Source organism: Enterobacter cloacae complex sp. ECC445 (assembly GCF_021892025.1).
GTDB lineage: Bacteria > Pseudomonadota > Gammaproteobacteria > Enterobacterales > Enterobacteriaceae > Enterobacter > Enterobacter chengduensis.
This window is the reverse complement of sequence record NZ_JAKLRZ010000037.1, coordinates 13,601-36,850: the sequence shown is the minus strand read 5'-3', so window position 1 is coordinate 36,850 and position 23,250 is coordinate 13,601. Positions and strand designations below refer to the sequence as shown.

At 54.4% G+C, this 23,250-nt stretch carries 26 protein-coding genes; 20 read left to right on the top strand and 6 right to left on the bottom strand.

Annotated elements, in window-relative coordinates:
- Positions 1-2: 2 nt before the first annotated feature.
- Positions 3-485, bottom strand: a complete 483-nt coding sequence (locus L6R44_RS22245) for a zinc ribbon-containing protein (RefSeq protein ID WP_237425447.1) — start codon at positions 483-485, stop codon at positions 3-5.
- Between the two features lie 214 nt (positions 486-699).
- Between L6R44_RS22245 and leuS the strand changes: the two genes are divergently transcribed.
- The 14 genes from leuS to lipA all read left to right on the top strand — a co-directional run bounded on the left by leuS (position 700) and on the right by lipA (position 15,665).
- Entirely contained in the window at positions 700-3,282 is a 2,583-nt protein-coding gene (gene leuS / locus L6R44_RS22240) for a leucine--tRNA ligase (RefSeq protein WP_237425442.1), read from the top strand.
- 14 nt (positions 3,283-3,296) lie between these two features.
- Complete coding sequence (lptE, locus tag L6R44_RS22235) at positions 3,297-3,866, top strand: LPS assembly lipoprotein LptE (protein ID WP_237425441.1); 570 nt, start codon at positions 3,297-3,299, stop codon at positions 3,864-3,866.
- Positions 3,866-4,897: a DNA polymerase III subunit delta gene (gene holA, locus L6R44_RS22230; protein WP_237425446.1), complete on the top strand. Its 1,032-nt coding sequence runs from the start codon at positions 3,866-3,868 to the stop codon at positions 4,895-4,897. The genes lptE and holA overlap by 1 nt, the downstream gene beginning before the upstream one ends.
- Positions 4,890-5,555 (top strand): nicotinate-nucleotide adenylyltransferase, encoded by a 666-nt coding sequence (gene nadD / locus L6R44_RS22225; protein ID WP_237425440.1) that lies wholly within the window; start codon positions 4,890-4,892, stop codon positions 5,553-5,555. The genes holA and nadD overlap by 8 nt, the downstream gene beginning before the upstream one ends.
- A 269-nt stretch (positions 5,556-5,824) precedes the next feature.
- A complete protein-coding gene (gene rsfS, locus L6R44_RS22220) occupies positions 5,825-6,142 on the top strand; it encodes a ribosome silencing factor (protein WP_023334893.1) in 318 nt (105 codons plus the stop codon).
- 3 nt (positions 6,143-6,145) lie between these two features.
- Positions 6,146-6,613, top strand: coding sequence for a 23S rRNA (pseudouridine(1915)-N(3))-methyltransferase RlmH (gene rlmH, locus L6R44_RS22215; RefSeq protein WP_003858701.1), 468 nt, complete (start codon positions 6,146-6,148; stop codon positions 6,611-6,613).
- A 28-nt stretch (positions 6,614-6,641) separates the two neighbouring features.
- Positions 6,642-8,543: a peptidoglycan DD-transpeptidase MrdA gene (gene mrdA / locus L6R44_RS22210; RefSeq protein WP_032638848.1), complete on the top strand. Its 1,902-nt coding sequence runs from the start codon at positions 6,642-6,644 to the stop codon at positions 8,541-8,543.
- 2 nt (positions 8,544-8,545) lie between these two features.
- Entirely contained in the window at positions 8,546-9,658 is a 1,113-nt protein-coding gene (gene mrdB / locus L6R44_RS22205; protein ID WP_008501037.1) for a peptidoglycan glycosyltransferase MrdB, read from the top strand.
- Positions 9,659-9,674: 16 nt separating this feature from the next.
- Positions 9,675-10,787 (top strand): endolytic peptidoglycan transglycosylase RlpA, encoded by a 1,113-nt coding sequence (gene rlpA, locus L6R44_RS22200; RefSeq protein ID WP_237425439.1) that lies wholly within the window; start codon positions 9,675-9,677, stop codon positions 10,785-10,787.
- Between the two features lie 139 nt (positions 10,788-10,926).
- Positions 10,927-12,138 carry a D-alanyl-D-alanine carboxypeptidase DacA gene (gene dacA / locus L6R44_RS22195; protein WP_032638844.1) on the top strand — a complete coding sequence of 404 codons (1,212 nt, stop codon included), beginning with the start codon at positions 10,927-10,929 and terminating at the stop codon, positions 12,136-12,138.
- A 106-nt stretch (positions 12,139-12,244) separates the two neighbouring features.
- The gene (gene ybeD / locus L6R44_RS22190; protein ID WP_003858718.1) at positions 12,245-12,508 is read left to right on the top strand and encodes a DUF493 family protein YbeD; all 264 of its coding nucleotides are present in this window, start codon (positions 12,245-12,247) and stop codon (positions 12,506-12,508) included.
- Between the two features lie 97 nt (positions 12,509-12,605).
- Positions 12,606-13,247: a lipoyl(octanoyl) transferase LipB gene (lipB, locus tag L6R44_RS22185; RefSeq protein WP_032638842.1), complete on the top strand. Its 642-nt coding sequence runs from the start codon at positions 12,606-12,608 to the stop codon at positions 13,245-13,247.
- A 291-nt stretch (positions 13,248-13,538) separates the two neighbouring features.
- Positions 13,539-14,492 carry a YbeF family transcriptional regulator gene (locus L6R44_RS22180; RefSeq protein WP_032638841.1) on the top strand — a complete coding sequence of 318 codons (954 nt, stop codon included), beginning with the start codon at positions 13,539-13,541 and terminating at the stop codon, positions 14,490-14,492.
- A 207-nt stretch (positions 14,493-14,699) separates the two neighbouring features.
- Positions 14,700-15,665 carry a lipoyl synthase gene (lipA, locus tag L6R44_RS22175; RefSeq protein WP_237425438.1) on the top strand — a complete coding sequence of 322 codons (966 nt, stop codon included), beginning with the start codon at positions 14,700-14,702 and terminating at the stop codon, positions 15,663-15,665.
- A gap of 80 nt (positions 15,666-15,745) precedes the next feature.
- Here the strand turns inward: lipA and tatE are convergent, their stop codons facing one another.
- Positions 15,746-15,949 carry a twin-arginine translocase subunit TatE gene (gene tatE / locus L6R44_RS22170; protein WP_023310742.1) on the bottom strand — a complete coding sequence of 68 codons (204 nt, stop codon included), beginning with the start codon at positions 15,947-15,949 and terminating at the stop codon, positions 15,746-15,748.
- Positions 15,950-16,074: 125 nt separating this feature from the next.
- Positions 16,075-16,863 (bottom strand): deaminated glutathione amidase, encoded by a 789-nt coding sequence (locus L6R44_RS22165; protein WP_237425437.1) that lies wholly within the window; start codon positions 16,861-16,863, stop codon positions 16,075-16,077.
- 67 nt (positions 16,864-16,930) lie between these two features.
- Here L6R44_RS22165 and crcB point away from each other — a divergent pair, with 67 nt between their 5' ends.
- Entirely contained in the window at positions 16,931-17,314 is a 384-nt protein-coding gene (crcB, locus tag L6R44_RS22160) for a fluoride efflux transporter CrcB (protein ID WP_237425436.1), read from the top strand.
- A gap of 219 nt (positions 17,315-17,533) precedes the next feature.
- Here crcB and cspE read toward each other — a convergent pair whose 3' ends face one another.
- Both cspE and pagP read right to left on the bottom strand, forming a co-directional pair.
- Complete coding sequence (gene cspE / locus L6R44_RS22155) at positions 17,534-17,743, bottom strand: transcription antiterminator/RNA stability regulator CspE (protein WP_002439184.1); 210 nt, start codon at positions 17,741-17,743, stop codon at positions 17,534-17,536.
- A gap of 190 nt (positions 17,744-17,933) precedes the next feature.
- On the bottom strand, positions 17,934-18,551 hold the full coding sequence (gene pagP, locus L6R44_RS22150; RefSeq protein ID WP_237425435.1) for a lipid IV(A) palmitoyltransferase PagP: 618 nt from the start codon (positions 18,549-18,551) through the stop codon (positions 17,934-17,936).
- A gap of 392 nt (positions 18,552-18,943) precedes the next feature.
- On the opposite strand from pagP, the gene dcuC reads away from it, so the two are divergent.
- Together dcuC and rna are read left to right on the top strand one after the other, a co-directional pair.
- Positions 18,944-20,311 carry an anaerobic C4-dicarboxylate transporter DcuC gene (gene dcuC, locus L6R44_RS22145; RefSeq protein ID WP_032638832.1) on the top strand — a complete coding sequence of 456 codons (1,368 nt, stop codon included), beginning with the start codon at positions 18,944-18,946 and terminating at the stop codon, positions 20,309-20,311.
- Positions 20,312-20,441: 130 nt separating this feature from the next.
- A complete protein-coding gene (gene rna, locus L6R44_RS22140) occupies positions 20,442-21,215 on the top strand; it encodes a ribonuclease I (RefSeq protein WP_442876517.1) in 774 nt (257 codons plus the stop codon).
- Here the strand turns inward: rna and L6R44_RS22135 are convergent.
- Complete coding sequence (locus tag L6R44_RS22135; RefSeq protein ID WP_237425433.1) at positions 21,209-21,826, bottom strand: flavin reductase family protein; 618 nt, start codon at positions 21,824-21,826, stop codon at positions 21,209-21,211. The genes rna and L6R44_RS22135 overlap by 7 nt on opposite strands.
- Before the next feature lie 245 nt (positions 21,827-22,071).
- Here L6R44_RS22135 and rnk point away from each other — a divergent pair, with 245 nt between their 5' ends.
- The 3 genes from rnk to uspG all read left to right on the top strand — a co-directional run bounded on the left by rnk (position 22,072) and on the right by uspG (position 23,229).
- Positions 22,072-22,482 (top strand): nucleoside diphosphate kinase regulator, encoded by a 411-nt coding sequence (gene rnk, locus L6R44_RS22130; RefSeq protein ID WP_237425432.1) that lies wholly within the window; start codon positions 22,072-22,074, stop codon positions 22,480-22,482.
- A gap of 137 nt (positions 22,483-22,619) precedes the next feature.
- The gene (gene yldA / locus L6R44_RS24900; RefSeq protein ID WP_272930168.1) at positions 22,620-22,709 is read left to right on the top strand and encodes a small membrane protein YldA; all 90 of its coding nucleotides are present in this window, start codon (positions 22,620-22,622) and stop codon (positions 22,707-22,709) included.
- Positions 22,710-22,800: 91 nt separating this feature from the next.
- Entirely contained in the window at positions 22,801-23,229 is a 429-nt protein-coding gene (uspG, locus tag L6R44_RS22125; RefSeq protein ID WP_032638826.1) for a universal stress protein UspG, read from the top strand.
- Positions 23,230-23,250: the final 21 nt, after the last annotated feature.

Below are 23,250 nucleotides of genomic sequence, written 5' to 3'. Positions count from 1 at the left end.
ATTTAGGGCTCAAACGGCCGTCTCTGGAACTGATCGTGCCCGCATTTCGGACACAGCGGCAGGACATCCGGTGTGTACACCGCAATATGGTGGTGACATTTCTCACACACCAGATTTCCTAGCCCGACCACCTCGCCGCTGTGGTACACGCCGTGATGGTTCAAATCCTGAAAGACCTCGCGCCACTCCAGCTGCGTTTTATCCGTGATATCGGCGAGTTCCTGCCACAGGCTCTCTTTAATCACCCGCATGAAAACGCTGTCCGAAACCTCCTCCTGACTCTCCTGGTAACTGCGCGCGAACTCTTCCAGATCGCGACGCACGGCGCGCGTCACCTCTTCCACTTCGGTTCGCGTTAACTCACCCGTTTGCGTCACGCGGGCCCGCGCCTGCTCCACCAGCGCATCAATATCACGCTCGCCGTTACGCAGCCGCTCCGTCAGTGTCGCCACCAGTTCACGGTAAAATTGAGCAACCTTGTTCATCATTTTGCCTCCCGGGTCAGTAACTATTTCTAATAATAGACCTTATTTCATCGCCGCTTTGTCAGGTGAAGCACAGACCCGGTAAATTCCTGCAAAGCGCATTTGTGCGAAAGGCTGTTTTGACGCGGGCGTTTGGGCTATGCTATGCGGATCTGAATTACCACATCCATTGGCTACATTTGTAGCTGTATTGAAAACAGGACCACTGGCTGCCATGCAAGAGCAATACCGCCCGGAAGAGATAGAATCAAAAGTCCAGCAACACTGGGACGAGAAGCGCACCTTTGAAGTAACCGAAGACGAGAGCAAAGAGAAGTATTACTGCCTGTCGATGCTTCCCTATCCTTCTGGTCGACTACACATGGGCCACGTGCGCAACTACACCATCGGTGATGTGATTGCGCGCTACCAGCGCATGCTGGGCAAAAACGTGCTGCAGCCTATCGGCTGGGACGCGTTTGGTCTGCCCGCGGAAGGCGCGGCGGTCAAAAACAATACGGCTCCGGCGCCGTGGACGTACGACAACATTGCGTACATGAAAAACCAGCTCAAAATGCTGGGCTTTGGCTATGACTGGAGCCGCGAGCTGGCAACCTGTACCCCGGAATACTACCGCTGGGAACAGAAATTCTTCACCGAGCTGTACAAAAAAGGCCTGGTGTACAAGAAGACCTCTGCCGTGAACTGGTGTCCGAATGACCAGACCGTTCTCGCGAACGAACAGGTTATCGATGGCTGCTGCTGGCGCTGCGACACCAAAGTTGAGCGTAAAGAGATCCCACAGTGGTTTATCAAAATCACCGCTTACGCGGACGAGCTGCTGAACGATCTGGATAAGCTGGACCACTGGCCAGATACCGTTAAGACCATGCAGCGCAACTGGATCGGCCGTTCTGAAGGCGTGGAAATTACCTTCAACGTTGAGAACCACGACCAGACCCTGACCGTCTATACCACCCGTCCGGACACCTTCATGGGCGCGACCTACCTGGCGGTGGCCGCAGGTCACCCGCTGGCGCAGAAAGCGGCGGAGAACAATCCGGAACTGGCTTCCTTCATCGACGAGTGCCGCAACACCAAAGTGGCCGAAGCCGATATGGCGACGATGGAGAAAAAAGGGGTTGATACCGGCTTTAAAGCCATTCACCCGCTGACGGGCGAAGCAATCCCCGTCTGGGCCGCCAACTTCGTACTGATGGAGTACGGCACAGGCGCCGTGATGGCCGTTCCGGGTCACGACCAGCGCGACTACGAATTTGCCACCAAATATGGCCTGACCATTAAGCCGGTTATCCTGGCGGCTGACGGTTCTGAACCAGACCTGTCTGAGCAGGCGCTGACTGAAAAAGGCACCCTGTTCAACTCCGGTGAATTCAGCGGCCTGAGCTTCGAAGAGGGCTTCAACGCCATCGCCGATAAGCTGGCGTCTCTGGGCGTGGGCGAGCGTAAAGTTAACTTCCGTCTGCGCGACTGGGGCGTTTCCCGTCAGCGTTACTGGGGTGCGCCAATTCCAATGGTGACGCTGGAAGATGGCACCGTGATGCCAACGCCGGAAGATCAGCTGCCGGTGATCCTGCCGGAAGACGTGGTCATGGACGGTATCACCAGCCCGATCAAAGCCGATCCTGAGTGGGCAAAAACCACCGTTAACGGTCAGCCTGCGCTGCGTGAAACCGACACCTTTGACACCTTTATGGAATCATCCTGGTACTATGCGCGCTACACCTGCCCGCAGTATCAGGACGGTATGCTGGATTCTGATGCGGCAAACTACTGGCTGCCGGTAGACATCTACATCGGCGGCATCGAACACGCCATCATGCACCTGCTCTACTTCCGCTTCTTCCACAAGCTGATGCGCGATGCGGGCATGGTGAATTCTGACGAACCAGCCAGACAGCTGCTGTGTCAGGGCATGGTCCTGGCAGATGCCTTCTACTACGTTGGCGCGAACGGCGAACGTAACTGGGTTTCTCCGGTTGATGCGATCGTTGAGCGCGACGAGAAGGGCCGTATTGTTAAGGCGACAGACGCCGAAGGTCATGAACTGGTCTACACCGGCATGAGCAAGATGTCCAAGTCGAAAAACAACGGTATCGACCCGCAGGTGATGGTTGAGCGCTACGGTGCTGATACCGTGCGTCTGTTCATGATGTTTGCCTCTCCGGCGGATATGACCCTTGAGTGGCAGGAATCCGGTGTTGAAGGCGCGAACCGCTTCCTGAAACGCGTCTGGAAACTGGTTTACGAACATACCGCCCAGGGCGATGCTCCGGCGCTGAACGCCGCTGCGCTGACGGAAGATCAGCAGGCGCTGCGTCGCGATGTTCATAAAACGATCGCGAAAGTGACCGATGATATTGGTCGTCGTCAGACCTTCAATACCGCAATTGCGGCTATTATGGAACTGATGAACAAGCTGGCGAAAGCCCCGCAGGACGGCGAGCAGGATCGTGCCTTAATGCGTGAAGCTCTGCTGGCCGTTGTTCGCATGCTGAACCCGTTCACGCCGCACGTGAGCTTTACCCTGTGGCAGGAGCTGAAAGGCGAAGGCGATATTGACAACGCGCCGTGGCCGCAGGCTGACGAAGCCGCGATGGTGGAAAACACCACGCTGGTTGTGGTGCAGGTAAACGGCAAAGTTCGCGGTAAAATTACCGTGGCGGTCGATGCAACCGAAGAACAGGTTCGCGAGCGCGCAGGCCAGGAGCCTCTGGTCGCAAAATATCTTGAGGGCGTTACCGTACGTAAAGCAATCTACGTACCGGGCAAACTGCTCAATCTGGTCGTTGGCTAAGCGCGGGAGGAAACGTGCGACAACTGGCAACAATACTCTTATCTCTGGCGGTGCTTGTCACCGCTGGCTGTGGCTGGCACCTGCGCAATACCACGGCGGTACCTGCTGAGATGAAAACGATGATTTTCGACTCATCCGATCCGAATGGTCCACTCAGCCGTGCAGTTCGCAATCAGCTGCGTCTTAACGGCGTTGAGTTGATTGAAAAAGATACGCTGCGCCAGGATGTACCGTCTCTGCGTCTCCTGGGGATGTCTCTCGGCAAAGATACAGCATCTATCTTCCAGGACGGTCGTACCGCAGAATACCAGATGGTAATGACGGTCAACGCAGCCGTTCTGATCCCGGGTAAAGACATCTATCCGATCAGCACGAAAGTGTACCGTTCGTTCTTCGATAACCCGCAGACGGCGCTGGCGAAAGATGCCGAACAGCAGATTATCATCAACGAAATGTACGACAAGGCAGCGGAACAGCTGATCCGCAAGCTACCAAGTATTGCAGCATCAACCAAACAAGGATCTGACATTGTTGAAAAACCGGCTGCTGGCACGCTTCCTGCAGCTACCTCTTTGGGTAAATGATGATCAGGCTGTATCCTGAACAACTCCGCGCGCAGCTCAATGAAGGGCTGCGCGCGGCGTATCTGCTTCTTGGAAACGATCCGCTATTGCTTCAGGAAAGCCTTGATGCCGTGCGGCACGCCGCCGCCGCGCAGGGCTTCGATGAACACCACACCGTCCAGCTGGACAACAACACCGACTGGAACGCCCTCTTCTCGCTTTGTCAGGCGATGAGCCTGTTCGCATCGCGCCAGACGATTCAGATCCTGCTGCCGGACAACGGTCCTAACGCGGCGATGAATGAGCAGCTCGCCACGCTGGTCAGCCTGCTGCACAGCGATCTGCTGTTAATCGTGCGTGGCAACAAGCTCACCAAAGCACAGGAAAACGCGGCGTGGTTTACCCAGCTCGCGACGCACGCGGTGCTGGTCACCTGTCAGACGCCCGAGCAGGCGCATCTGCCTAAATGGGTAGCCGCGAGAGCGAAGCAGCACAACCTTCAGCTGGATGACGCGGCGAATCAGCTGCTCTGCTACTGCTATGAAGGTAACCTGTTGGCCCTGGCGCAGGCGCTGGACAGACTCTCACTGCTCTGGCCGGACGGCAAGCTGACCTTGCCGCGCGTCGAGCAGGCCGTTTACGACGCGGCGCACTTCACGCCGTTCCACTGGGTGGACGCGCTGCTGTCGGCAAAAAGCAAACGCGCCCTGCATATTCTGCAGCAGCTGCGTCTTGAAGGCAGCGAACCCGTTATTCTGCTGCGCACGCTGCAGCGCGAATTACTGCTGCTGATTACGCTCAAGCGTCAGTCTGCCCATACGCCGCTGCGTTCGCTGTTTGATAAATACCGCGTGTGGCAAAACCGCCGCGCAATGACCACCGAGGCCGTCAACCGCCTGAGTCATGAACAGCTTCGTCAGGCGGTACAGCTTCTGATGCGCGCTGAGCTCACGCTAAAGCAAGATTACGGCCAGTCGGTCTGGGCGGAACTGGAAAGCCTTTCACTGCTGCTCTGCCACAAGGCGCTGGCAGACGTTTTTATTGATGGATAGTATGCACTCTTTACAGGCCCTGTATGGCGGCACCTTCGACCCGGTACACTACGGGCATCTGAAGCCGGTTGAAATTCTGGCAAATCTGATTGGCCTTCAGCGCGTCACCATCATGCCCAATAATGTCCCGCCCCACCGCCCGCAGCCCGAGGCGACCAGCGAGCAGCGAAAAGAGATGCTCGCCCTGGCCATCGCCGATAAGCCGCTTTTCCGGCTGGACGAGCGCGAGCTGCGTCGCGACACGCCCTCATGGACCTCGCAGACGCTTCAGGAGTGGCGAGCCGAACAGGGACCAGACCAGCCGCTGGCTTTTATCATCGGTCAGGATTCCCTGCTGAACTTCCCCACGTGGCATAAATATGAAACCATTCTGGAGAACAGCCATCTGCTCGTCTGCCGCCGTCCCGGCTATCCGCTGACCATGCGCGAAGTGCAGTATCAGCAGTGGCTGGAAGACCATCTCACCGATAACGTTGAAGATCTTCACAGTCAGCCTGCCGGGAAGATCTATCTGGCGGAAACGCCGTGGTTTGATATCTCTGCGACCCTCATTCGCGAGCGTTTACAGCAGGGTCTGGAATGTGACGATCTGCTGCCGGCCGCCGTGCTGGCCTATATCCACAGTCACGGTTTGTATCAGAAAAGCGCAGATGAATAGCCGGAGGGCATAAAAAGCGGCTTATTGTTTATCCTGCCTTGACAGGGTAAGCCATACTGTTATTCTCCGCTGCCAGACTTTCCCGCCGATCATTGCTTTACAGAAATTGTTTTACAAAAATGGCGATGCAATCTCAGGCGGAGGGTGGGATGATACCCGCCTTCAAAAGCCCGGCCGGAGACATTTGTCCCGACAGAGGCATGAGTTCAGGTATACTGTCTGGCTACGAATTCAACGTTTTACAATCTCATTCACCCCAGGGGGAAAACTTGCAGGGTAAAGCACTCCAGGATTTTGTTATTGACAAAATTGATGACCTGAAAGGTCAGGACATCATCGCTATCGACGTTAAGGGTAAATCCAGTATTACCGACTGCATGATCATCTGCACCGGTACTTCGACGCGTCATGTTGTTTCAATTGCCGATCACGTGGTTCAGGAATCCCGTGCAGCGGGGCTGTTGCCGCTGGGTGTTGAAGGTGAAGCGACGGCTGACTGGGTGGTTGTCGACCTCGGCGATGTGATCGTCCACGTTATGCAGGACGAGAGCCGTCGCCTGTATGAGCTGGAAAAACTCTGGGGTTAATGCGTGAAGTTGCAGCTGGTCGCCGTCGGCACCAAAATGCCGGACTGGGTACAAACCGGTTTTACTGAATATCTGCGTCGTTTTCCAAAAGACATGCCGTTCGAGCTGGTGGAAATTCCCGCCGGAAAGCGCGGCAAGAACGCGGATATCAAACGTATTCTCGATAAAGAGGGCGAGCTGATGCTGGCTGCCGCAGGCAAAAACCGCATCGTCACCCTCGATATTCCAGGAAAACCCTGGGATACGCCGCAGCTGGCGCACGAACTGGAGCGCTGGAAGCAGGATGGCCGTGACGTCAGTCTGTTGATTGGCGGACCAGAAGGGTTATCCCCCGCCTGCAAAGCGGCGGCTGAACAAAGTTGGTCCCTCTCCGCGCTGACGCTTCCCCACCCGCTCGTTCGGGTACTGGTGGCAGAAAGCCTGTATCGCGCGTGGAGCATTACTACCAACCACCCCTATCACCGCGAGTAATGACTGACCAGGGTAGATTAAGCAGCGGATGAAACTACAGAATTCTTTTCGCGACTATACGGCTGAGTCCGCGCTGTTTGTGCGCCGGGCGCTGGTCGCCTTTACCGGGATTTTGCTGCTTACCGGCGTGCTGATCGCCAACCTTTATAATCTGCAAATTGTCCGCTTCACCGACTACCAGACGCGCTCAAACGAAAACCGGATTAAGCTGGTGCCTATCGCACCCAGCCGCGGCATTATCTACGATCGTAACGGCACCCCGCTGGCGTTAAACCGCACCATCTATCAAATCGAGATGATGCCGGAAAAGGTCGATAACGTTCAGGATACGCTGGAAGCGCTGAAAAGCGTTGTCGACCTTAACGATGACGACATCGCCGCCTTCAAAAAAGAGCGCGCCCGCTCTCACCGCTTTACCTCCATTCCGGTTAAAACCAATCTGACGGAAGTTCAGGTGGCCCGCTTTGCGGTGAACCAGTACCGCTTCCCGGGCGTGGAAGTAAAAGGATATAAGCGTCGCTACTACCCCTACGGCTCCGCGCTGACGCATGTCATTGGCTACGTCTCCAAGATTAACGACAAAGACGTCGATCGCCTTGATAAAGACGGCAAGCTGGCCAACTACGCGGCAACGCACGATATCGGTAAGCTGGGGATCGAACGTTACTACGAAGACGTTCTGCACGGGCAAACGGGCTATGAAGAGGTTGAGGTTAACAACCGGGGCCGCGTGATCCGCCAGCTGAAAGAAGTGCCGCCTCAGGCAGGGCATGACGTCTATCTGACGCTCGACCTTAAGCTGCAGCAGTATATTGAAACCCTGCTGGCGGGCAGCCGTGCAGCGGTGGTGGTCACCGATCCTCGAACCGGCGGCATCCTGGCCATGGTGTCTATGCCAAGCTATGACCCGAACCTCTTCGTTGACGGCATTTCCAGTAAAGACTACTCCGGCCTGCTGAATGACCCGAACACGCCGCTGGTGAACCGCGCGACGCAAGGGGTTTACCCGCCGGCATCAACGGTTAAGCCGTACGTGGCGGTCTCTGCGCTGAGTGCCGGCGTCATCAACCGTAATACCAGCCTGTTTGACCCGGGATGGTGGCAGCTGCCGGGCTCCGATAAGCGCTACCGCGACTGGAAAAAATGGGGTCACGGTCATCTGAACGTCACCAAATCGCTGGAGGAGTCTGCGGATACCTTCTTCTATCAGGTGGCATATGATATGGGTATCGACCGCCTGTCAGAGTGGATGAGTAAATTCGGCTACGGGCATTACACCGGCGTCGATCTTTCAGAAGAACGCTCTGGCAACATGCCAACGCGCGAATGGAAGCTGAAGCGCTTTAAGAAACCGTGGTACCAGGGTGACACCATTCCGGTGGGTATCGGTCAGGGCTACTGGACGGCAACGCCGCTGCAGATGAACAAGGCCATGATGATCCTCATCAATGACGGCGTGGTGAAAGTGCCCCATCTGCTGCAAAGCACGGTTGAAGACGGCAAAAAAGTGCCGTGGAACCAGCCGCACGAGGCGCCCGTGGGTGATATTCATTCCGGCTTCTGGGAAATTGCGAAAGACGGTATGTACGGCGTGGCAAACCGTCCGAACGGTACCGCGCATAAGTACTTCGCCGGTACGCCGTACAAGGTGGCCGCGAAATCCGGTACTGCGCAGGTATTTGGTCTGAAAGCCAACGAAACCTATAACGCGCACCGCATTGCCGAACGTCTGCGTGACCATAAGCTGATGACGGCGTTTGCCCCTTATGATAACCCGCAGGTCGCGGTGGCGATGATTCTGGAGAACGGCGGTGCCGGGCCTGCGGTCGGGACCATCATGCGCCAGATCCTTGACCACATTATGCTGGGTGATAACAACACCGAACTGCCGGCTGAAAACCCGGCCGCCGCCGCGGCGGAGGACCAATAATCATGACGGATAATCCAAATAAAAAATCGCTGTGGGACAAAATCCACATCGACCCAGCCATGCTGCTGATCCTGCTGGCGCTGCTGGTTTACAGCGCCTTGGTTATCTGGAGCGCCAGCGGCCAGGACATCGGCATGATGGAGCGTAAGATCGGCCAGATCGCGATGGGCCTGATCATTATGGTGGTGATGGCGCAAATCCCGCCGCGCGTCTACGAAGGCTGGGCGCCCTACCTCTACATCTTCTGTATTATCTTGCTGGTTGCGGTAGATGCGTTTGGCGCTATTTCAAAAGGGGCGCAGCGCTGGCTGGATCTGGGTATTGTCCGCTTCCAGCCCTCGGAGATTGCCAAAATCGCCGTTCCACTGATGGTGGCGCGCTTTATCAACCGCGACGTCTGTCCGCCGTCGCTAAAAAATACCGCCATCGCGCTGGTGCTCATTTTCCTGCCGACCCTGCTGGTTGCGGCGCAGCCGGACCTTGGCACCTCAATCCTTATCGCCCTCTCCGGCCTGTTTGTCCTCTTCCTGTCGGGCCTGAGCTGGCGCCTGATTGGCATCGCGGTGGTGCTGATAGCGGCGTTCATCCCTATTCTCTGGTTCTTCCTGATGCATGATTACCAGCGCCAGCGCGTCATGATGCTGCTCGATCCGGAAACCGATCCGCTAGGCGCGGGCTATCATATTATTCAGTCCAAGATTGCGATTGGCTCCGGCGGCCTGCGCGGGAAAGGCTGGCTGCACGGTACGCAGTCGCAGCTGGAATTTTTACCGGAACGCCACACCGACTTTATTTTTGCGGTACTCGCGGAAGAGCTGGGGCTAGTGGGCATCTTAATACTCCTGGCGCTATACGTTCTGCTGATCATGCGGGGATTGTGGATTGCAGCACGCGCGCAAACGACCTTTGGTCGCGTCATGGCTGGCGGGTTGATGCTGATTTTATTCGTTTATGTCTTCGTAAATATTGGTATGGTGAGTGGTATTCTGCCGGTGGTAGGCGTACCGCTGCCGCTGGTGAGTTACGGGGGCTCGGCACTGATCGTGTTGATGGCCGGGTTTGGTATCGTGATGTCGATCCATACCCACAGAAAAATGTTGTCAAAAAGCGTATAAAAATAAGGGGATCGGAATGCGTAAGCAGTGGCTGGGGATCTGCATTGCGGCAAGTTTACTTGCGGCCTGCACAAGTGATGATGGTCAGCAACAGGCAACCGTCGCGCCGCCGCAGCCTGCGGTGTGTAATGGCCCAATCGTTGAAATCAGCGGTGCCGATCCCGTTTATGAACCGCTGAATGCCAGTGCCAATCAGGATTACGAGCGCGACGGCAAAAGCTATAAAATTGTTCAGGACCCTTCCCGTTTCAGTCAGGCAGGCTTTGCCGCCATTTATGACGCCGAGCCAGGCAGTAACCTGACGGCCTCCGGGGAGGCGTTCGATCCCATGCAGCTGACGGCGGCACACCCGACGCTGCCGATCCCGAGCTACGCCCGCATCACCAACCTGGCAAATGGCCGCATGATCGTCGTGCGTATCAACGACCGCGGCCCTTACGGGAATGACCGGGTGATCTCCCTGTCGCGCGCGTCCGCCGATCGCCTGAACACCTCGAACAACACCAAAGTCCGCATTGACCCGATTATCGTGGCGCAGGACGGTTCGCTCTCCGGGCCGGGTACCGCGTGTACGACGGTAGCGAAGCAGACCTATGCCCTTCCCGATCGCCCAAATCTGGATGGCGGAATGGGCAGCGTTTCATCTCCAGCCGAGCCTGCTCAGCCTGGGGGAGAAATACGCCCAATCAGCAACGACACGCTGCAAAGCGACGATTCAACGGGCGCACCGGTAAAGAGCAGCGGCTTTCTGGGCGCACCGACGACCTTAGCCTCGGGCGTGTTGGAAGGCAGTGAGCCTGCGCCAGCCCCTGCGCCCGTTGCTGCGCCAGCGACCCAGTCGGCTCCCGTAACGGCGCCAGCGGCAACGCCAAGTGCGGCGGTGGCGGCACCCGCAGCGGCCAGCGGCAGCTATGTGGTCCAGGTAGGCGCAGTGAGCGATCAGGCCCGGGCCAAACAGTATCAGCAGCGTCTGAGCCAGCAGTTTGGCGTACCCGGACGCGTTGAGCAGAACGGCGCGGTCTGGCGCATTCAGATGGGGCCGTTTGCCAGCAAACCGCAGGCTGCGTCCCTGCAGCAGCGGCTGCAGAATGAAGCTCAGCTTCAGTCATTTATCGCTGTTGCGAAATAATTAACCGGCGGTATCCGAATTGTCAGTTTGTGTAAAATACATTCACAAACTCATGCTTAAAGTCGGATGCCTGCCTGAATAGCATTTGCTATAGTAAGACACTTTTTTTAATTCCATCACGGATGTCGTAGTTCTGACCATGAAGACCACTTTTTCTGCTCGTTTTGTGCAGCGCATGGCGCTGACCACGGCCCTTTGCGCGGCTGCGCTCTCTGCAGCTCACGCCGATGACCTGAATATCAAGACCATGATCCCTGGCGTTCCGCAAATCGATGCGGAATCCTACATCCTGATCGATTACAACTCTGGCAAAGTGCTGGCAGAACAGAATGCCGATGCCCGCCGCGATCCGGCCAGCCTGACCAAAATGATGACCAGCTACGTTATCGGCCAGGCGATGAAGGCAGGTAAATTTAAAGAATCGGATCTGGTCACCATCGGTAACGATGCGTGGGCAACCGGGAACCCGGTCTTCAAAGGCTCCTCGCTGATGTTCCTGAAGCCGGGTATGCAGGTTCCTGTTTCCCAGCTGATTCGCGGGATCAACCTGCAGTCAGGTAACGATGCCTGCGTGGCGATGGCCGATTTTGCCGCCGGTAGCCAGGATGCCTTCGTGGGTCTGATGAACAGCTACGTGAACGCGCTGGGTCTGAAAAACAGCCATTTCCAGACCGTACACGGCCTGGACGCAGACGGACAGTACAGCTCCGCGCGTGACATGGCGCTGATTGGTCAGGCGCTGATCCGCGATGTCCCTAATGAATACTCCATCTATAAAGAGAAAGAGTTCACCTTTAACGGTATTCGTCAGACCAACCGTAACGGCCTGCTGTGGGATAACAGCCTGAACGTTGACGGTATCAAAACAGGTCATACCGATAAAGCCGGTTACAACCTGGTAGCCTCTGCCACTGAAGGCCAGATGCGTCTGATCTCTGCCGTGATGGGCGGTCGTACCTTTAAAGGCCGTGAAACCGAAAGCAAGAAGCTGCTGACCTGGGGCTTCCGCTTCTTCGAAACCGTGAATCCGCTGAAAGCAGGCAAAGAGTTTGCGTCTGAACCCGTCTGGTTCGGCGACAACGACCGCGCTTCTCTCGGCGTTGATAAAGACCTTTACCTGACCATTCCGCGCGGCCGTATGAAGGATCTGAAAGCCAGCTACGTGCTGAACAGCACCGAGCTGCACGCCCCGCTGCAGAAAAACCAGGTTGTCGGCACTATCAACTTCCAGCTCGATGGAAAAACAATCGATCAGCGTCCGCTGGTGGTTCTGCAGGAAATTCCTGAAGGCAATTTCTTCGGCAAAATCATTGATTACATTAAATTGATGTTCCACCACTGGTTTGGTTAAAAATCGAACACTTGAAAGTGTGATTTTGATCCCCATATACTAAGTATCCTGATAACTCCCACCTGACGTGGGAGTTATTATTTTTTGACGTTACGCCGGAGCTGACATGAAAACCAAACTTAACGAACTGCTTGAATTCCCTACCCCATTTACCTACAAAGTAATGGGTCTGGCGAAACCTGAGCTGGTTGATCAGGTGGTTGAAGTGGTACAGCGCCATGCGCCGGGTGACTACTCTCCGTCAGTAAAACCAAGCAGCAAGGGCAACTACCACTCGGTTTCTATTACCATCACTGCGACACACATTGAGCAGGTTGAGACGCTGTACGAAGAGCTCGGCAATATCGAAATTGTTCGTATGGTGCTGTAATCCCTTTGCGGTTACCCGGTTTGCCGGGTAACCCCTCTCCCCCGCTGTGATATACTCCCCCCCACACCTTTTGTCCCTCGTCTTCGGAGACGCAGTTTTGTATCAGGATAAAATTCTGGTCCGTCACCTCGGGCTGCAACCTTATGAGCCTGTCTCCCAGGCCATGCATGACTTCACCGATTCACGCGATGACAGCACCCCAGATGAGATCTGGCTGGTCGAGCACCTGCCGGTATTTACGCAGGGTCAGGCCGGTAAAGCGGAACATCTGCTGATGACGGGAGATATCCCGGTGATCCAGAGCGATCGCGGCGGTCAGGTTACTTATCATGGGCCCGGGCAGCAGGTAATGTACGTCCTGCTCAATCTGAAACGCAGAAAGCTGGGCGTGCGTGAACTGGTCACCCTGCTGGAACAAACGGTTGTTAACACGCTGGCGGAATATGGTATTGACGCCCACCCGCGCGCCGATGCGCCGGGCGTCTACGTTGGGGAAATGAAGATCTGCTCTTTGGGGCTACGTATTCGTAAGGGCTGCTCATTCCATGGCCTGGCATTGAATATTAATATGGATCTCGCCCCTTTCCAGCGCATAAACCCCTGCGGCTACGCCGGCATGGAAATGACGCAAATGTGCCAGTGGGTCAAAACCGCTACGCCAGATACTATTCGTCCCGTGCTGTTGAAGAACGTGTTAGCACTACTTAACAATCCCCCGCACGAATATATCCCTGCTTAATATATCGTACAACAGGGCTCGATAATTTGACGGGCCACTGTTTATTTACCGCTTTTGCACTTTACAATAATCCACAGATTCTATATTTTCGAAGCGCTCGAATATTATCGCTACATATTATTTAGCCTCCAGCAAGCACAGCAAACACGGCATAAGTAACGTGAGCAATTATCACTCAACTGTTTGTTTTTGATATACAAGTGAAACAAAACCAACACTTTACGAATCTCTACAAGCATAATAAATAAATTCAACTATCATTCATATTGTGAATGTATACGGAGTGAAAGCGTGGAGTATAATAATTTACCAGCCAAACGACTGAATGAACCTGGTGGCGAAGACAAGCCGCAAATTTTTCGGACTTTACGTAATATTGATCTCAATTTATTGACTATTTTTGAGGCAGTATATGTCCATAAAGGTATCGTTAACGCTGCGAAAATTCTTAATCTCACGCCTTCTGCAATAAGCCAGTCAATTCAGAAGCTACGCGCTATATTTCCTGACCCATTATTTATCCGTAAGGGCCAGGGGGTCACGCCGACGGCTTACGCCACGCATCTCCATGAGTACATCAGCCAGGGGCTGGAGTCGATTCTGGGCGCACTGGATCTTACCGGCAGCTATGATAAGCAGAGAACCATCACCATCGGCTGCTCCCCGTCGGTGGGTGTGCTGGTGATGCCTGCGATCTTCAAGGCCGTGAAAGAGCATGCTCCGCAGCTCCTGCTTCGCAATGTGCCTCTCAATGAACCAGACATTCAGCTTGCCCAGTTCCAGACGGACCTGATCATAGAAAGCGGCAGCTTCAGTGCCAGAGCGCTGGGGCAAAATGTGCTCTATGCAGATAACCTGGTGCTGGTTTGCCGCCAGCAGCATCCGGCTCTTAGCGAACCGCTAAACATCGAGAACCTGCGCAACTACGATCACTCGTCCTTCATGACCGACGGGCAGTCTAATCATGCCCTGCGTCAGCGCATTGATGAAATTTTCCCCGAACGTCAGATAAGCTTCAGCAGTTACAATATGTTTACCACCGCATCCCTGATCGGCAGCAGCGACATGCTGTGCGTCATGCCATCACGGCTCTTCAGCCTGCTACGCAAATGCTGGCCGCTGGAAAGCATTCCGCTCGGTCAGCTTAATGCGGAATCTGTTGAGATTTCACTGCATTATAACAAGCTGAGCTTGCGCGATCCGGTCCTGGAAAACGTCATCCGCATTATCCGTCAGGCCTTCTGACAGGTTCAGCCAGCACGAGTCCCTGCAGCAGGCAGGGCAAAAGGCACAAAACAACAACTATTTTACAAATTGGCGATCTGGCAGGCTGCTTTAACGACCGTTTCAATGATATACTGCCTGTCGTTCGTTCAAAAATAGTTGATAAATACAACATTCCCTTGAATTGAAACGCTTTCCTTCGATATTCGCAACTGGAACACGCACGCTATGAGTAAACCCATTGTGATGGAACGCGGTGTTAAATACCGCGATGCCGATAAAATGGCCCTTATCCCGGTTAAAAACGTGGCTACAGAGCGCGAGGCGCTGTTAAGAAAACCGGAATGGATGAAAATCAAACTTCCGGCCGACTCTTCGCGTATCCAGGGGATCAAAGCGGCGATGCGCAAGAATGGCCTTCACTCCGTCTGTGAAGAAGCTTCTTGTCCGAACCTTGCTGAATGTTTCAATCACGGTACCGCGACGTTTATGATTCTGGGTGCGATCTGTACCCGCCGCTGCCCGTTCTGCGACGTTGCTCATGGCCGTCCGGTCGCACCTGATGCTAACGAACCCCAGAAGCTGGCGCAGACCATCGCCGACATGGCGCTGCGCTATGTGGTCATCACCTCCGTTGACCGTGACGATCTGCGTGACGGTGGTGCTCAGCACTTCGCTGACTGTATTACGGCCATCCGCGAGAAAAGCCCTAACATCAAAATTGAGACGCTGGTGCCTGACTTCCGCGGCCGTATGGACCGCGCGCTGGATATCCTGACCGCGACGCCACCGGATGTGTTTAACCACAACCTGGAGAACGTGCCGCGTCTCTACCGCCAGGTCCGCCCGGGCGCTGACTATAACTGGTCGCTGAAACTGCTGGAGCGCTTTAAAGAAGTGCATCCGCATATTCCAACCAAGTCAGGTCTGATGGTTGGTCTGGGTGAAACCAATGATGAAATCATTGAGGTAATGCGCGATCTCCGCCGCCACGGTGTGACCATGCTGACGCTGGGACAGTATCTGCAGCCAAGCCGTCACCACCTGCCGGTACAGCGCTACGTGAGCCCTGACGAGTTCGATGAAATGAAAGCCGAAGCGTTGGCGATGGGCTTCACCCACGCAGCCTGCGGCCCATTCGTTCGCTCCTCTTACCATGCCGATATGCAGGCAAAAGGCGAAGAAGTTAAATGATGCTGTAATATTCATTTACAGTAATACAAAAAAACCGGCCTCATGTGCCGGTTTTTTTCGCAAGCCCACAGGCGTTGCTGTCACTCTTTGTGAGAAAGCTTGTCAGCCGGGACGTCGTCCTCGGCGCTTTTCTTCGCCGCAGCATCATCGTCGTTCATCGCTTTCTTGAAGCCTTTGATGGCAGCCCCCAGGTCACCACCCAGCGTGCGTAACTTCTTGGTACCAAACAGCAGGACAACCAGTGCGGCAACCACCAGCAGTTTGGTAATACTAATCTCACCCATAGATACCTTCTTTACTTAAAACAGGCTGCATTCAGCGCCAAAACCTGACTGTATTAACGGTCATTTAGCGCGTGCACACAATAGCAATCTGTAACAAGGTGAATCAAGCATTGTTGAAAAAAACATCACAATAATTGCGGTGGCGCAAACCGTCGGTTACGAAGAACAGGTAATTGCTGGCGCGCAAGCGCAATTCTTTCTAAAAATATCTCAGCCATCAGCAAAACCGGCCCTTCCGCGGCGGCGGCAATCGTCACGCCCAGCGGATCAACCACCCTGCTCTGCCCAATATTTTTATTTCCACACTCGCCGGACGCAACGATATAGCAGGTCGTATCCAGCGCGCGTGCCGCAAGCAGCGTTGTCCAGTGGTGCTCTTTTAACGGCCCTCTGACCCACGCGGCTGGCAGTACCAGTACGTCCGCCCCCTGCAGCGCATGATGGAGCGCCAGTTCGGGAAAACGCAGGTCATAGCAGGTCATAAGCCCAACCTTAAATCCGTCAATATCAATTAACGGCGGAACGCCGTCTCCAGGATCAACGCGCCGCGACTCCTGCATGCTGAACGCATCATAGAGATGAAGCTTGGCATAGCGCGCGACAATGGCGCCATCGCGGATGGCCACCAGCGTATTCACCGCGCGTCCCGGCGCTGAGGGGACATGGATCGTTAAGATCGTCGTCATCGTATTGCCCACGCTCTGGGCGAGAAGTTGCTGTAAAAATTCCCCCTCCAGCGGCTGGGCGGACTTCACGGACAAATCCGGGTCATTATCATCCCTGGCCAGCAGCGCTTCCGGGAGAACTAACAGCGACGCGCCTTTCTGCCGCGCCTGCACCATCAGGTTCACACATTGCATTGCGTTAACCTGCCAGTCTGGCCCGACTGCAAACTGCCCTACCGCCACATACATATTTGTCCCCTCGTCCTAAACGGCGTTAAACTCGCTTCTCTTACACATCAAATAGCAGGTATTTAGCGTGTTACAACTCCTTTTGGCAGTTTTTATTGGTGGAGGCACAGGAAGCGTTGCGAGATGGTTCCTGAGCATGCGGTTTAACCCTCTGCACCAGGCAATCCCCATGGGAACGCTGGTCGCTAACCTGATTGGTGCCTTTATCATCGGCATGGGGCTGGCCTGGTTTAACCGAATGACGCACATCGACCCCATGTGGAAGGTATTAATTACCACCGGATTCTGCGGCGGGTTAACCACCTTTTCCACCTTTTCCGCGGAAACCGTTTTTCTCTTTCAGGAAGGCCGGATCGGTTGGGCGCTGATGAATATGGCGATCAATATGCTCGGCTCTTTTGTGATGACGGGGATCGCATTTTGGCTATTTTCCTCCGCAACCGCGCATTAACAGCCGAACCGTTAATGTTGGCTTAATTTTTCTCTGTCACTCTGAAGGCAATACTGAACGAGGGTGACAGAATGAAACAGAGTCTGATGAGCGCAGGAATGGTGTTGTTGAGCGTGCTGATCGTTGCCAGCTTCCTGAAAATGTATCTGCTTGGCTGATTCAAAACGAAAAAAACCCGCTCGATGAGCGGGTTTTGAAATTCTTGCTGACGCGTCTGAATTACAGAGCGATTACGTTAGCAGCAGAAGGGCCTTTGGCACCGTTAGTGATTTCGAACTCTACGCGCTGACCTTCAGCCAGAGTTTTGAAACCATTAGACTGGATTGCAGAGAAGTGTACGAACACGTCTTTGCTGCCATCTTCAGGAGTAATGAAACCGAATCCTTTGGACTCATTAAACCACTTAACGTTACCTTTAATCTTAGACATCAAAATTACCTTTACATTAAAAAACGACACAAATGCTGTGTCGGTTACCAGTACATCAATTGTGGGACCTTTTGTCCAGCGGATCTTTGAGAAAAAGTGACTAAAGTCGCGTTAATTTTCGCTGACAGATTTTTATCGTTTATGAATCAACACCTGCGCGTTTTTTCACCAGAACGCGACGTTTTGTCAGTTAAAACTGAAAACGCATCCAGGCGAAGTAAACGTTTCCGTTATTGTATGTCCCCGGGATATAGGTCATCTGGAACGTTGCGGGGCCATAGCCAATAGAGGCCAAAGGCAGCAGCACCGGGATCGGAATGTAGTTCCAGTTGTCACGCGCGGTGACCCCGGCGGTATAGCCCAAACCGACGTGGAAATTCTCGTCCGCAAGCGGGCGCCAGGTCTTCTCCCAACCATAACCCCCAATCGGCTCCCATTTATTAAACGAATCTTTGAAGGCCATCAGATAGATGCCATGCCAGTTGCCTTTCTCATCCCAGCGCGACTGACCAAAACCCGCGCCCCACGGCCGCTCGTTGTATTTATCGGTTTTCTCTTTGTCATAAGCAAAACGCGCATGCCACGTTATTGCCGGAACATAGAGATCGTAATGTTCAGGCGCCGTCCAGGTCTGGGAAACATTATCCGTAAAGGTTGAGAACCAGCCTTTGTCCGTCGCGTTGCCTTCTGCCTGTGCAACAGAAGAAAACGTTAACTGCCCAAAAATACACAACAAAATAGAGAAAAATGTATTACGTACGATCACAATGCAATTACCATTCTTAGTATTCGAGGCAAAGTTTATCATAAAATAGTTGAATGAAGGCTTAACGGCATGGGCGTTATTCCTAATTATTCAGCCTCTTTCCGGGAATATTCTTAAATAAAGCGGGCGATACGGCCAAATAATCTCACATTTAATGTGGTCTTTTGCTTTTAACTCATTTAATCAATAAAATACAAAACAACACGGAAACTTAACAATTTGTTATCATTATTGAGGCATGTTGCACCGTGTCTGTCGGTCAAGGGCCGTATGACATAAATGTCTGGGTCATGGCAAAACGCGGTTGCTCTGTTCGCTAGTCGTCTGTTTATTGATTTTAATCAGCAAGAGCAGACCAATTATTCGGCACATTTTCATCCTTCTTTTTTTATTGATTTTTTGTGCTCCATTACAGCAGAGATACAGGGGAAATCATGCTTACGTTATTCGAGCTCCTTATTGGCGTCGTCGTCATAGTTGGCGTCGCACGCTACATCATTAAAGGCTACTCGGCCACGGGCGTATTATTTGTAGGCGGTTTAACGCTGCTGATTATCAGCGCAATAATGGGGCACCAGGTGTTACCTGCCAGCGCGGCCAGTACCGGTTATACCGCGACCGATATTGTTGAATATATTAAGATACTGCTCATGAGCCGCGGCGGCGACCTGGGCATGATGATCATGATGCTGTGTGGTTTTGCGGCCTACATGACCCACATCGGTGCCAACGACATGGTCGTTAAGCTGGCCTCCAAACCCCTGCAATACATCAACTCGCCGTATCTGCTGATGGTCGCCGCCTATTTCCTCGCCTGCCTGATGTCACTGGCCGTTTCGTCGGCTACCGGGCTTGGCGTGCTGCTCATGGCGACGCTGTTCCCGGTCATGGTAAACGTCGGTATCAGCCGCGGCGCGGCAGCGGCCATTTGCGCGTCTCCGGCAGCGATTATTCTCTCCCCCACCTCCGGTGACGTTGTGCTCGCAGCAAAGGCGGCAGAGATGTCGCTCATCGACTTCGCCTTTAAAACCACGCTACCGATCTCCATTGTTGCCATCGTCGGCATGGGTGTCGCGCATTTCTTCTGGCAGCGCTATCTCGATAAGAAAGAAAACATCAGCCATGAAATGATGGACGTGAGTGAAATCACCACCACCGCTCCCGCGTTTTATGCCATCCTGCCCTTTACGCCAATTATTGGCGTGCTGATTTTTGACGGCAAATGGGGCCCGCAGCTGCACATCATTACCATTCTGGTCATCTGTATGCTGCTGGCCGCCGTGCTGGAGTTTGTGCGCGGTTTTAACACGCAAAAAGTCTTCTCGGGTCTGGAAGTGGCCTATCGCGGTATGGCGGATGCCTTCGCTGGCGTGGTAATGCTGCTGGTTGCCGCCGGCGTTTTTGCCCAGGGTCTGAGCACGATCGGCTTTATCCAGAGCCTGATCTCTATCGCCACCTCGTTCGGTTCGGCCAGTATCATCCTGATGCTGGTTCTGGTGGTGCTCACCATGCTGGCGGCCATGACCACCGGTTCCGGTAATGCGCCTTTCTACGCTTTCGTTGAGATGATCCCGAAACTGGCCCACTCCTCCGGTATTAATCCTGCCTATCTCTCCATTCCCATGCTGCAGGCGTCAAACCTGGGCCGTACCATTTCGCCGGTGTCGGGCGTGGTCGTCGCCGTTGCGGGGATGGCGAAAATCTCACCGTTCGAGGTTGTCAAACGCACCTCAGTACCTGTTATGGTCGGGCTGATTATCGTGATTATCGCCACGGAAGTGCTGGTCCCCGGCGCAGCCTAAGCGAAATTCTGGATATCCAAAAAGCGCCTGCGGGCGCTTTTTGTGCTTTAATAACTCCCAGAAATTAATCACGTTCATTCGATCAGGAAATCATATGTTCAGGAAGGATATCGTCATCCCGTCTGGCGCAATGGCGCTTGCACTCTGTATCTTCTCCGCGCAGTCGGAACCGCTCAAGGCAACGCAGTATGGCGATTTCGATCGCTATGTGCTGGCGCTGTCCTGGCAAACCGGTTTTTGCCAGAGCATGGTTGAGCGCAACCGTAATGAACCTGATGAATGTCGCCTGCAAAAAGAGCGCGAGAATAAAGCCGATTTTCTCACCGTTCACGGACTCTGGCCCGGTCTGCCAAAATCGATTGCCGCACGCGGCGTGGATGAACGCCGATGGATGCGTTTCGGCTGTGCCACGCGGCCCATCCCGAACATGCCGGAAGTGAAGGCCAGCCGCAAATGCGAAGCCGCCGAAACCGGGCTGTCGCTTTCCGCTGCCGCGAAGCTTAACGACGTGATGCCGGGCGCGGGCGGGAACTCCTGCCTGGAACGTTACGAATATGCCAAACATGGCGTCTGCTTTGGTTTCGACCCCGATGCCTATTTCGGCACGATGGTGCGGATGAACCAGGAGGTTAAAAACAGCGCGGTCGGTAAATTCCTCGCCCAAAACTACGGTAAACCCGTCAGCCGCAGCGACTTTGACGGTGCCGTTGCCAAAAGCTGGGGCAAGGAGAACGTTAAGGCGATCAAGCTGACCTGCAACGGCAACCCGGCCTATCTGACCGAGATGCAGATTTCGCTGAAGGCTGATACCGTCAACAACCCGCTTACTGCGGCGTCATTTGCTCCGCAGCCACATCCTGGTAACTGCGGAAAACAGTTCGTGATTGATAAAGCCGGCTACTGATCCGCGCCCGGGCGCACCATATCAAACCGGTCATTATCACTGATGCCATAGTACGCCGTCGGCCCACCCGCACGCAGGATGGGCTGCGCTTTCGCCGTCTGATAGATCCCCTCTTCCAGCAGCGCTTCATCGATGTGGATACCGACCACCTCCCCCAACACCAGCCAGGTATCGATCGGCGTGCCGTCGGCACCGGTAAGCTGAATGCACTGCGACAGGCGGCACTCAAAATTCACCGGGCTTTCCGCGACGCGGGGCGCGTTAACCAACAGGCTGGCCGTGGGCGTCAGCCCGGCAAAGCTAAATTCATCCCGATCGTGCGGCAGCATTGCCGAGGTTTGGTTCATCGCTTGTGCCAGATCGCGCGTGGCCAGGTTCCAGACAAATTCCCCGGTTTCGGTAATATTACGCACGCTGTCCTTCCAGCCGTTGCTGGAAAAGCCGATGATCGGCGGGCGATAGTTAAAGCAGTTAAAGAAGCTATACGGCGCGAGGTTCAGCTGACCGGCCTTATCGCATGAGGCGATCCAGCCGATCGGACGTGGACCAATAATGGCGTTCAGCGGATCGTGCGGCAGGCCGTGCCCCTGAGACGGTTGGTAGAAGTACATAGCTCTCTCTCGTTGATGGGCAACGCCCGGGTTCAGGACGCTCAGCGTAACGTATTCCGCCCGGAATGAAGACTGAATAAATTTCAGCGAATATTCATATGGGCTATGAATGTGACCTTCATCACTTCAAACTTGTGCCCTCAGCCAGTATCATCGGGAAAGTTAAACCCTCGCTGCCAGACGGCGAGGGTTTTCTTTTGGAACCGTTTCTGCGTTAGACGCAGCATTAACGACATGGAGTAAAAATGTCCAGACCTACCATTATCATCAACGAGCTTGACGCAGAACGTATCGACAGGCTGCTGGAAAAAGCAGAATTTGCCTCACTTCCCGTGGCCGATGCCCTGAATGAGGAGCTCGACCGGGCGCAGATGTGCACGCCTGAAACGATGCCGCATGACGTGGTCACCATGAACAGCCAGGTGAAATTCCGCAACCTGACGACCAGTGAAGAGCTGACCCGCACGCTGGTTTACCCGGCTCAGATGACCGACAGCAGCGCACAGCTTTCCGTACTTGCGCCTGTGGGTGCCGCGCTGCTGGGCCTCCGCACGGGCGATACCATCCACTGGGAATTGCCCGGCGGCGCCTCTGCTCATCTGGAAGTGCTGGCGTTGCTCTACCAGCCGGAAGCCGCGGGCGATTACCTGCGTTAACCTCTTCTGAACAAGCGCCTCCGCGTTGCACAGAGGATGCAGCTGCATCCTCTTTCCGCAAATTCACCCAAATTTCCTATACCGCGCAAAATGGCCTTAATCCACGCTTAATCTGTTTTGGTGCCGCGGGGACGGTCATGAGTGAGATACTGGCTATCACACTTATTTTTATGATTTTTGTGGCGATTATCGTCACGGCCGTGCTCTATCTTGAGCGCCACCGGTAAGCAATATAAGAAAACTGACGAAACGCTTACAGAAACCATTACTATTTTGTGGTTGAATGATTTCTGTGTTTATAAACAAGGAGAAACGGGTATGTATCAGAGAATCATTATGCCGGTTGATGTTTTTGAGATGGAGCTGAGCGACAAGGCCGTTCGCCATGCGGAGTTCCTGGCGCAGCAGGACGGCGTTATCCATCTGCTGCACGTTCTGCCGGGCTCCGCCAGCCTGAGCCTTCACCGCTTTGCCGCCGACGTGCGTCGCTTCGAGGAGCATTTGCAGCATGAAGCGGAAACGCGCCTGCAAACCATGGTCAGCCACTTCAGCATCGACCCTTCACGGATCAAAACGCACGTCAGATTCGGCAGCGTACGCGATGCGGTAAATGAACTGGCGAACGAACTGAACGCCGACGTGGTGGTCATCGGTTCGCGCAACCCTTCCATTACCACCCATCTGCTGGGCTCTAACGCCTCCAGCGTGATCCGCCATACCCACATTCCGGTGATGGTGGTCCGCTAACCGCCCACAAAAAACCCCGCT

Coding starts and splice junctions, on each gene's coding strand:
- leuS (WP_237425442.1), top strand. CDS start 700: ATGCAAGAGCAATACCGCCCGGAAGAGATAGAATCAAAAGTCCAGCAA.
- mrdB (WP_008501037.1), top strand. CDS start 8,546: ATGACGGATAATCCAAATAAAAAATCGCTGTGGGACAAAATCCACATC.
- holA (WP_237425446.1), top strand. CDS start 3,866: ATGATCAGGCTGTATCCTGAACAACTCCGCGCGCAGCTCAATGAAGGG.
- rna (WP_442876517.1), top strand. CDS start 20,442: ATGGCGCTTGCACTCTGTATCTTCTCCGCGCAGTCGGAACCGCTCAAG.
- dcuC (WP_032638832.1), top strand. CDS start 18,944: ATGCTTACGTTATTCGAGCTCCTTATTGGCGTCGTCGTCATAGTTGGC.
- L6R44_RS22165 (WP_237425437.1), bottom strand. CDS start 16,863: ATGTATGTGGCGGTAGGGCAGTTTGCAGTCGGGCCAGACTGGCAGGTT.
- tatE (WP_023310742.1), bottom strand. CDS start 15,949: ATGGGTGAGATTAGTATTACCAAACTGCTGGTGGTTGCCGCACTGGTT.
- L6R44_RS22245 (WP_237425447.1), bottom strand. CDS start 485: ATGAACAAGGTTGCTCAATTTTACCGTGAACTGGTGGCGACACTGACG.
- mrdA (WP_032638848.1), top strand. CDS start 6,642: ATGAAACTACAGAATTCTTTTCGCGACTATACGGCTGAGTCCGCGCTG.
- rlpA (WP_237425439.1), top strand. CDS start 9,675: ATGCGTAAGCAGTGGCTGGGGATCTGCATTGCGGCAAGTTTACTTGCG.
- cspE (WP_002439184.1), bottom strand. CDS start 17,743: ATGTCTAAGATTAAAGGTAACGTTAAGTGGTTTAATGAGTCCAAAGGA.
- uspG (WP_032638826.1), top strand. CDS start 22,801: ATGTATCAGAGAATCATTATGCCGGTTGATGTTTTTGAGATGGAGCTG.
- lipA (WP_237425438.1), top strand. CDS start 14,700: ATGAGTAAACCCATTGTGATGGAACGCGGTGTTAAATACCGCGATGCC.
- yldA (WP_272930168.1), top strand. CDS start 22,620: ATGAGTGAGATACTGGCTATCACACTTATTTTTATGATTTTTGTGGCG.
- rnk (WP_237425432.1), top strand. CDS start 22,072: ATGTCCAGACCTACCATTATCATCAACGAGCTTGACGCAGAACGTATC.
- nadD (WP_237425440.1), top strand. CDS start 4,890: ATGGATAGTATGCACTCTTTACAGGCCCTGTATGGCGGCACCTTCGAC.
- pagP (WP_237425435.1), bottom strand. CDS start 18,551: ATGATAAACTTTGCCTCGAATACTAAGAATGGTAATTGCATTGTGATC.
- L6R44_RS22135 (WP_237425433.1), bottom strand. CDS start 21,826: ATGTACTTCTACCAACCGTCTCAGGGGCACGGCCTGCCGCACGATCCG.
- ybeD (WP_003858718.1), top strand. CDS start 12,245: ATGAAAACCAAACTTAACGAACTGCTTGAATTCCCTACCCCATTTACC.
- dacA (WP_032638844.1), top strand. CDS start 10,927: ATGAAGACCACTTTTTCTGCTCGTTTTGTGCAGCGCATGGCGCTGACC.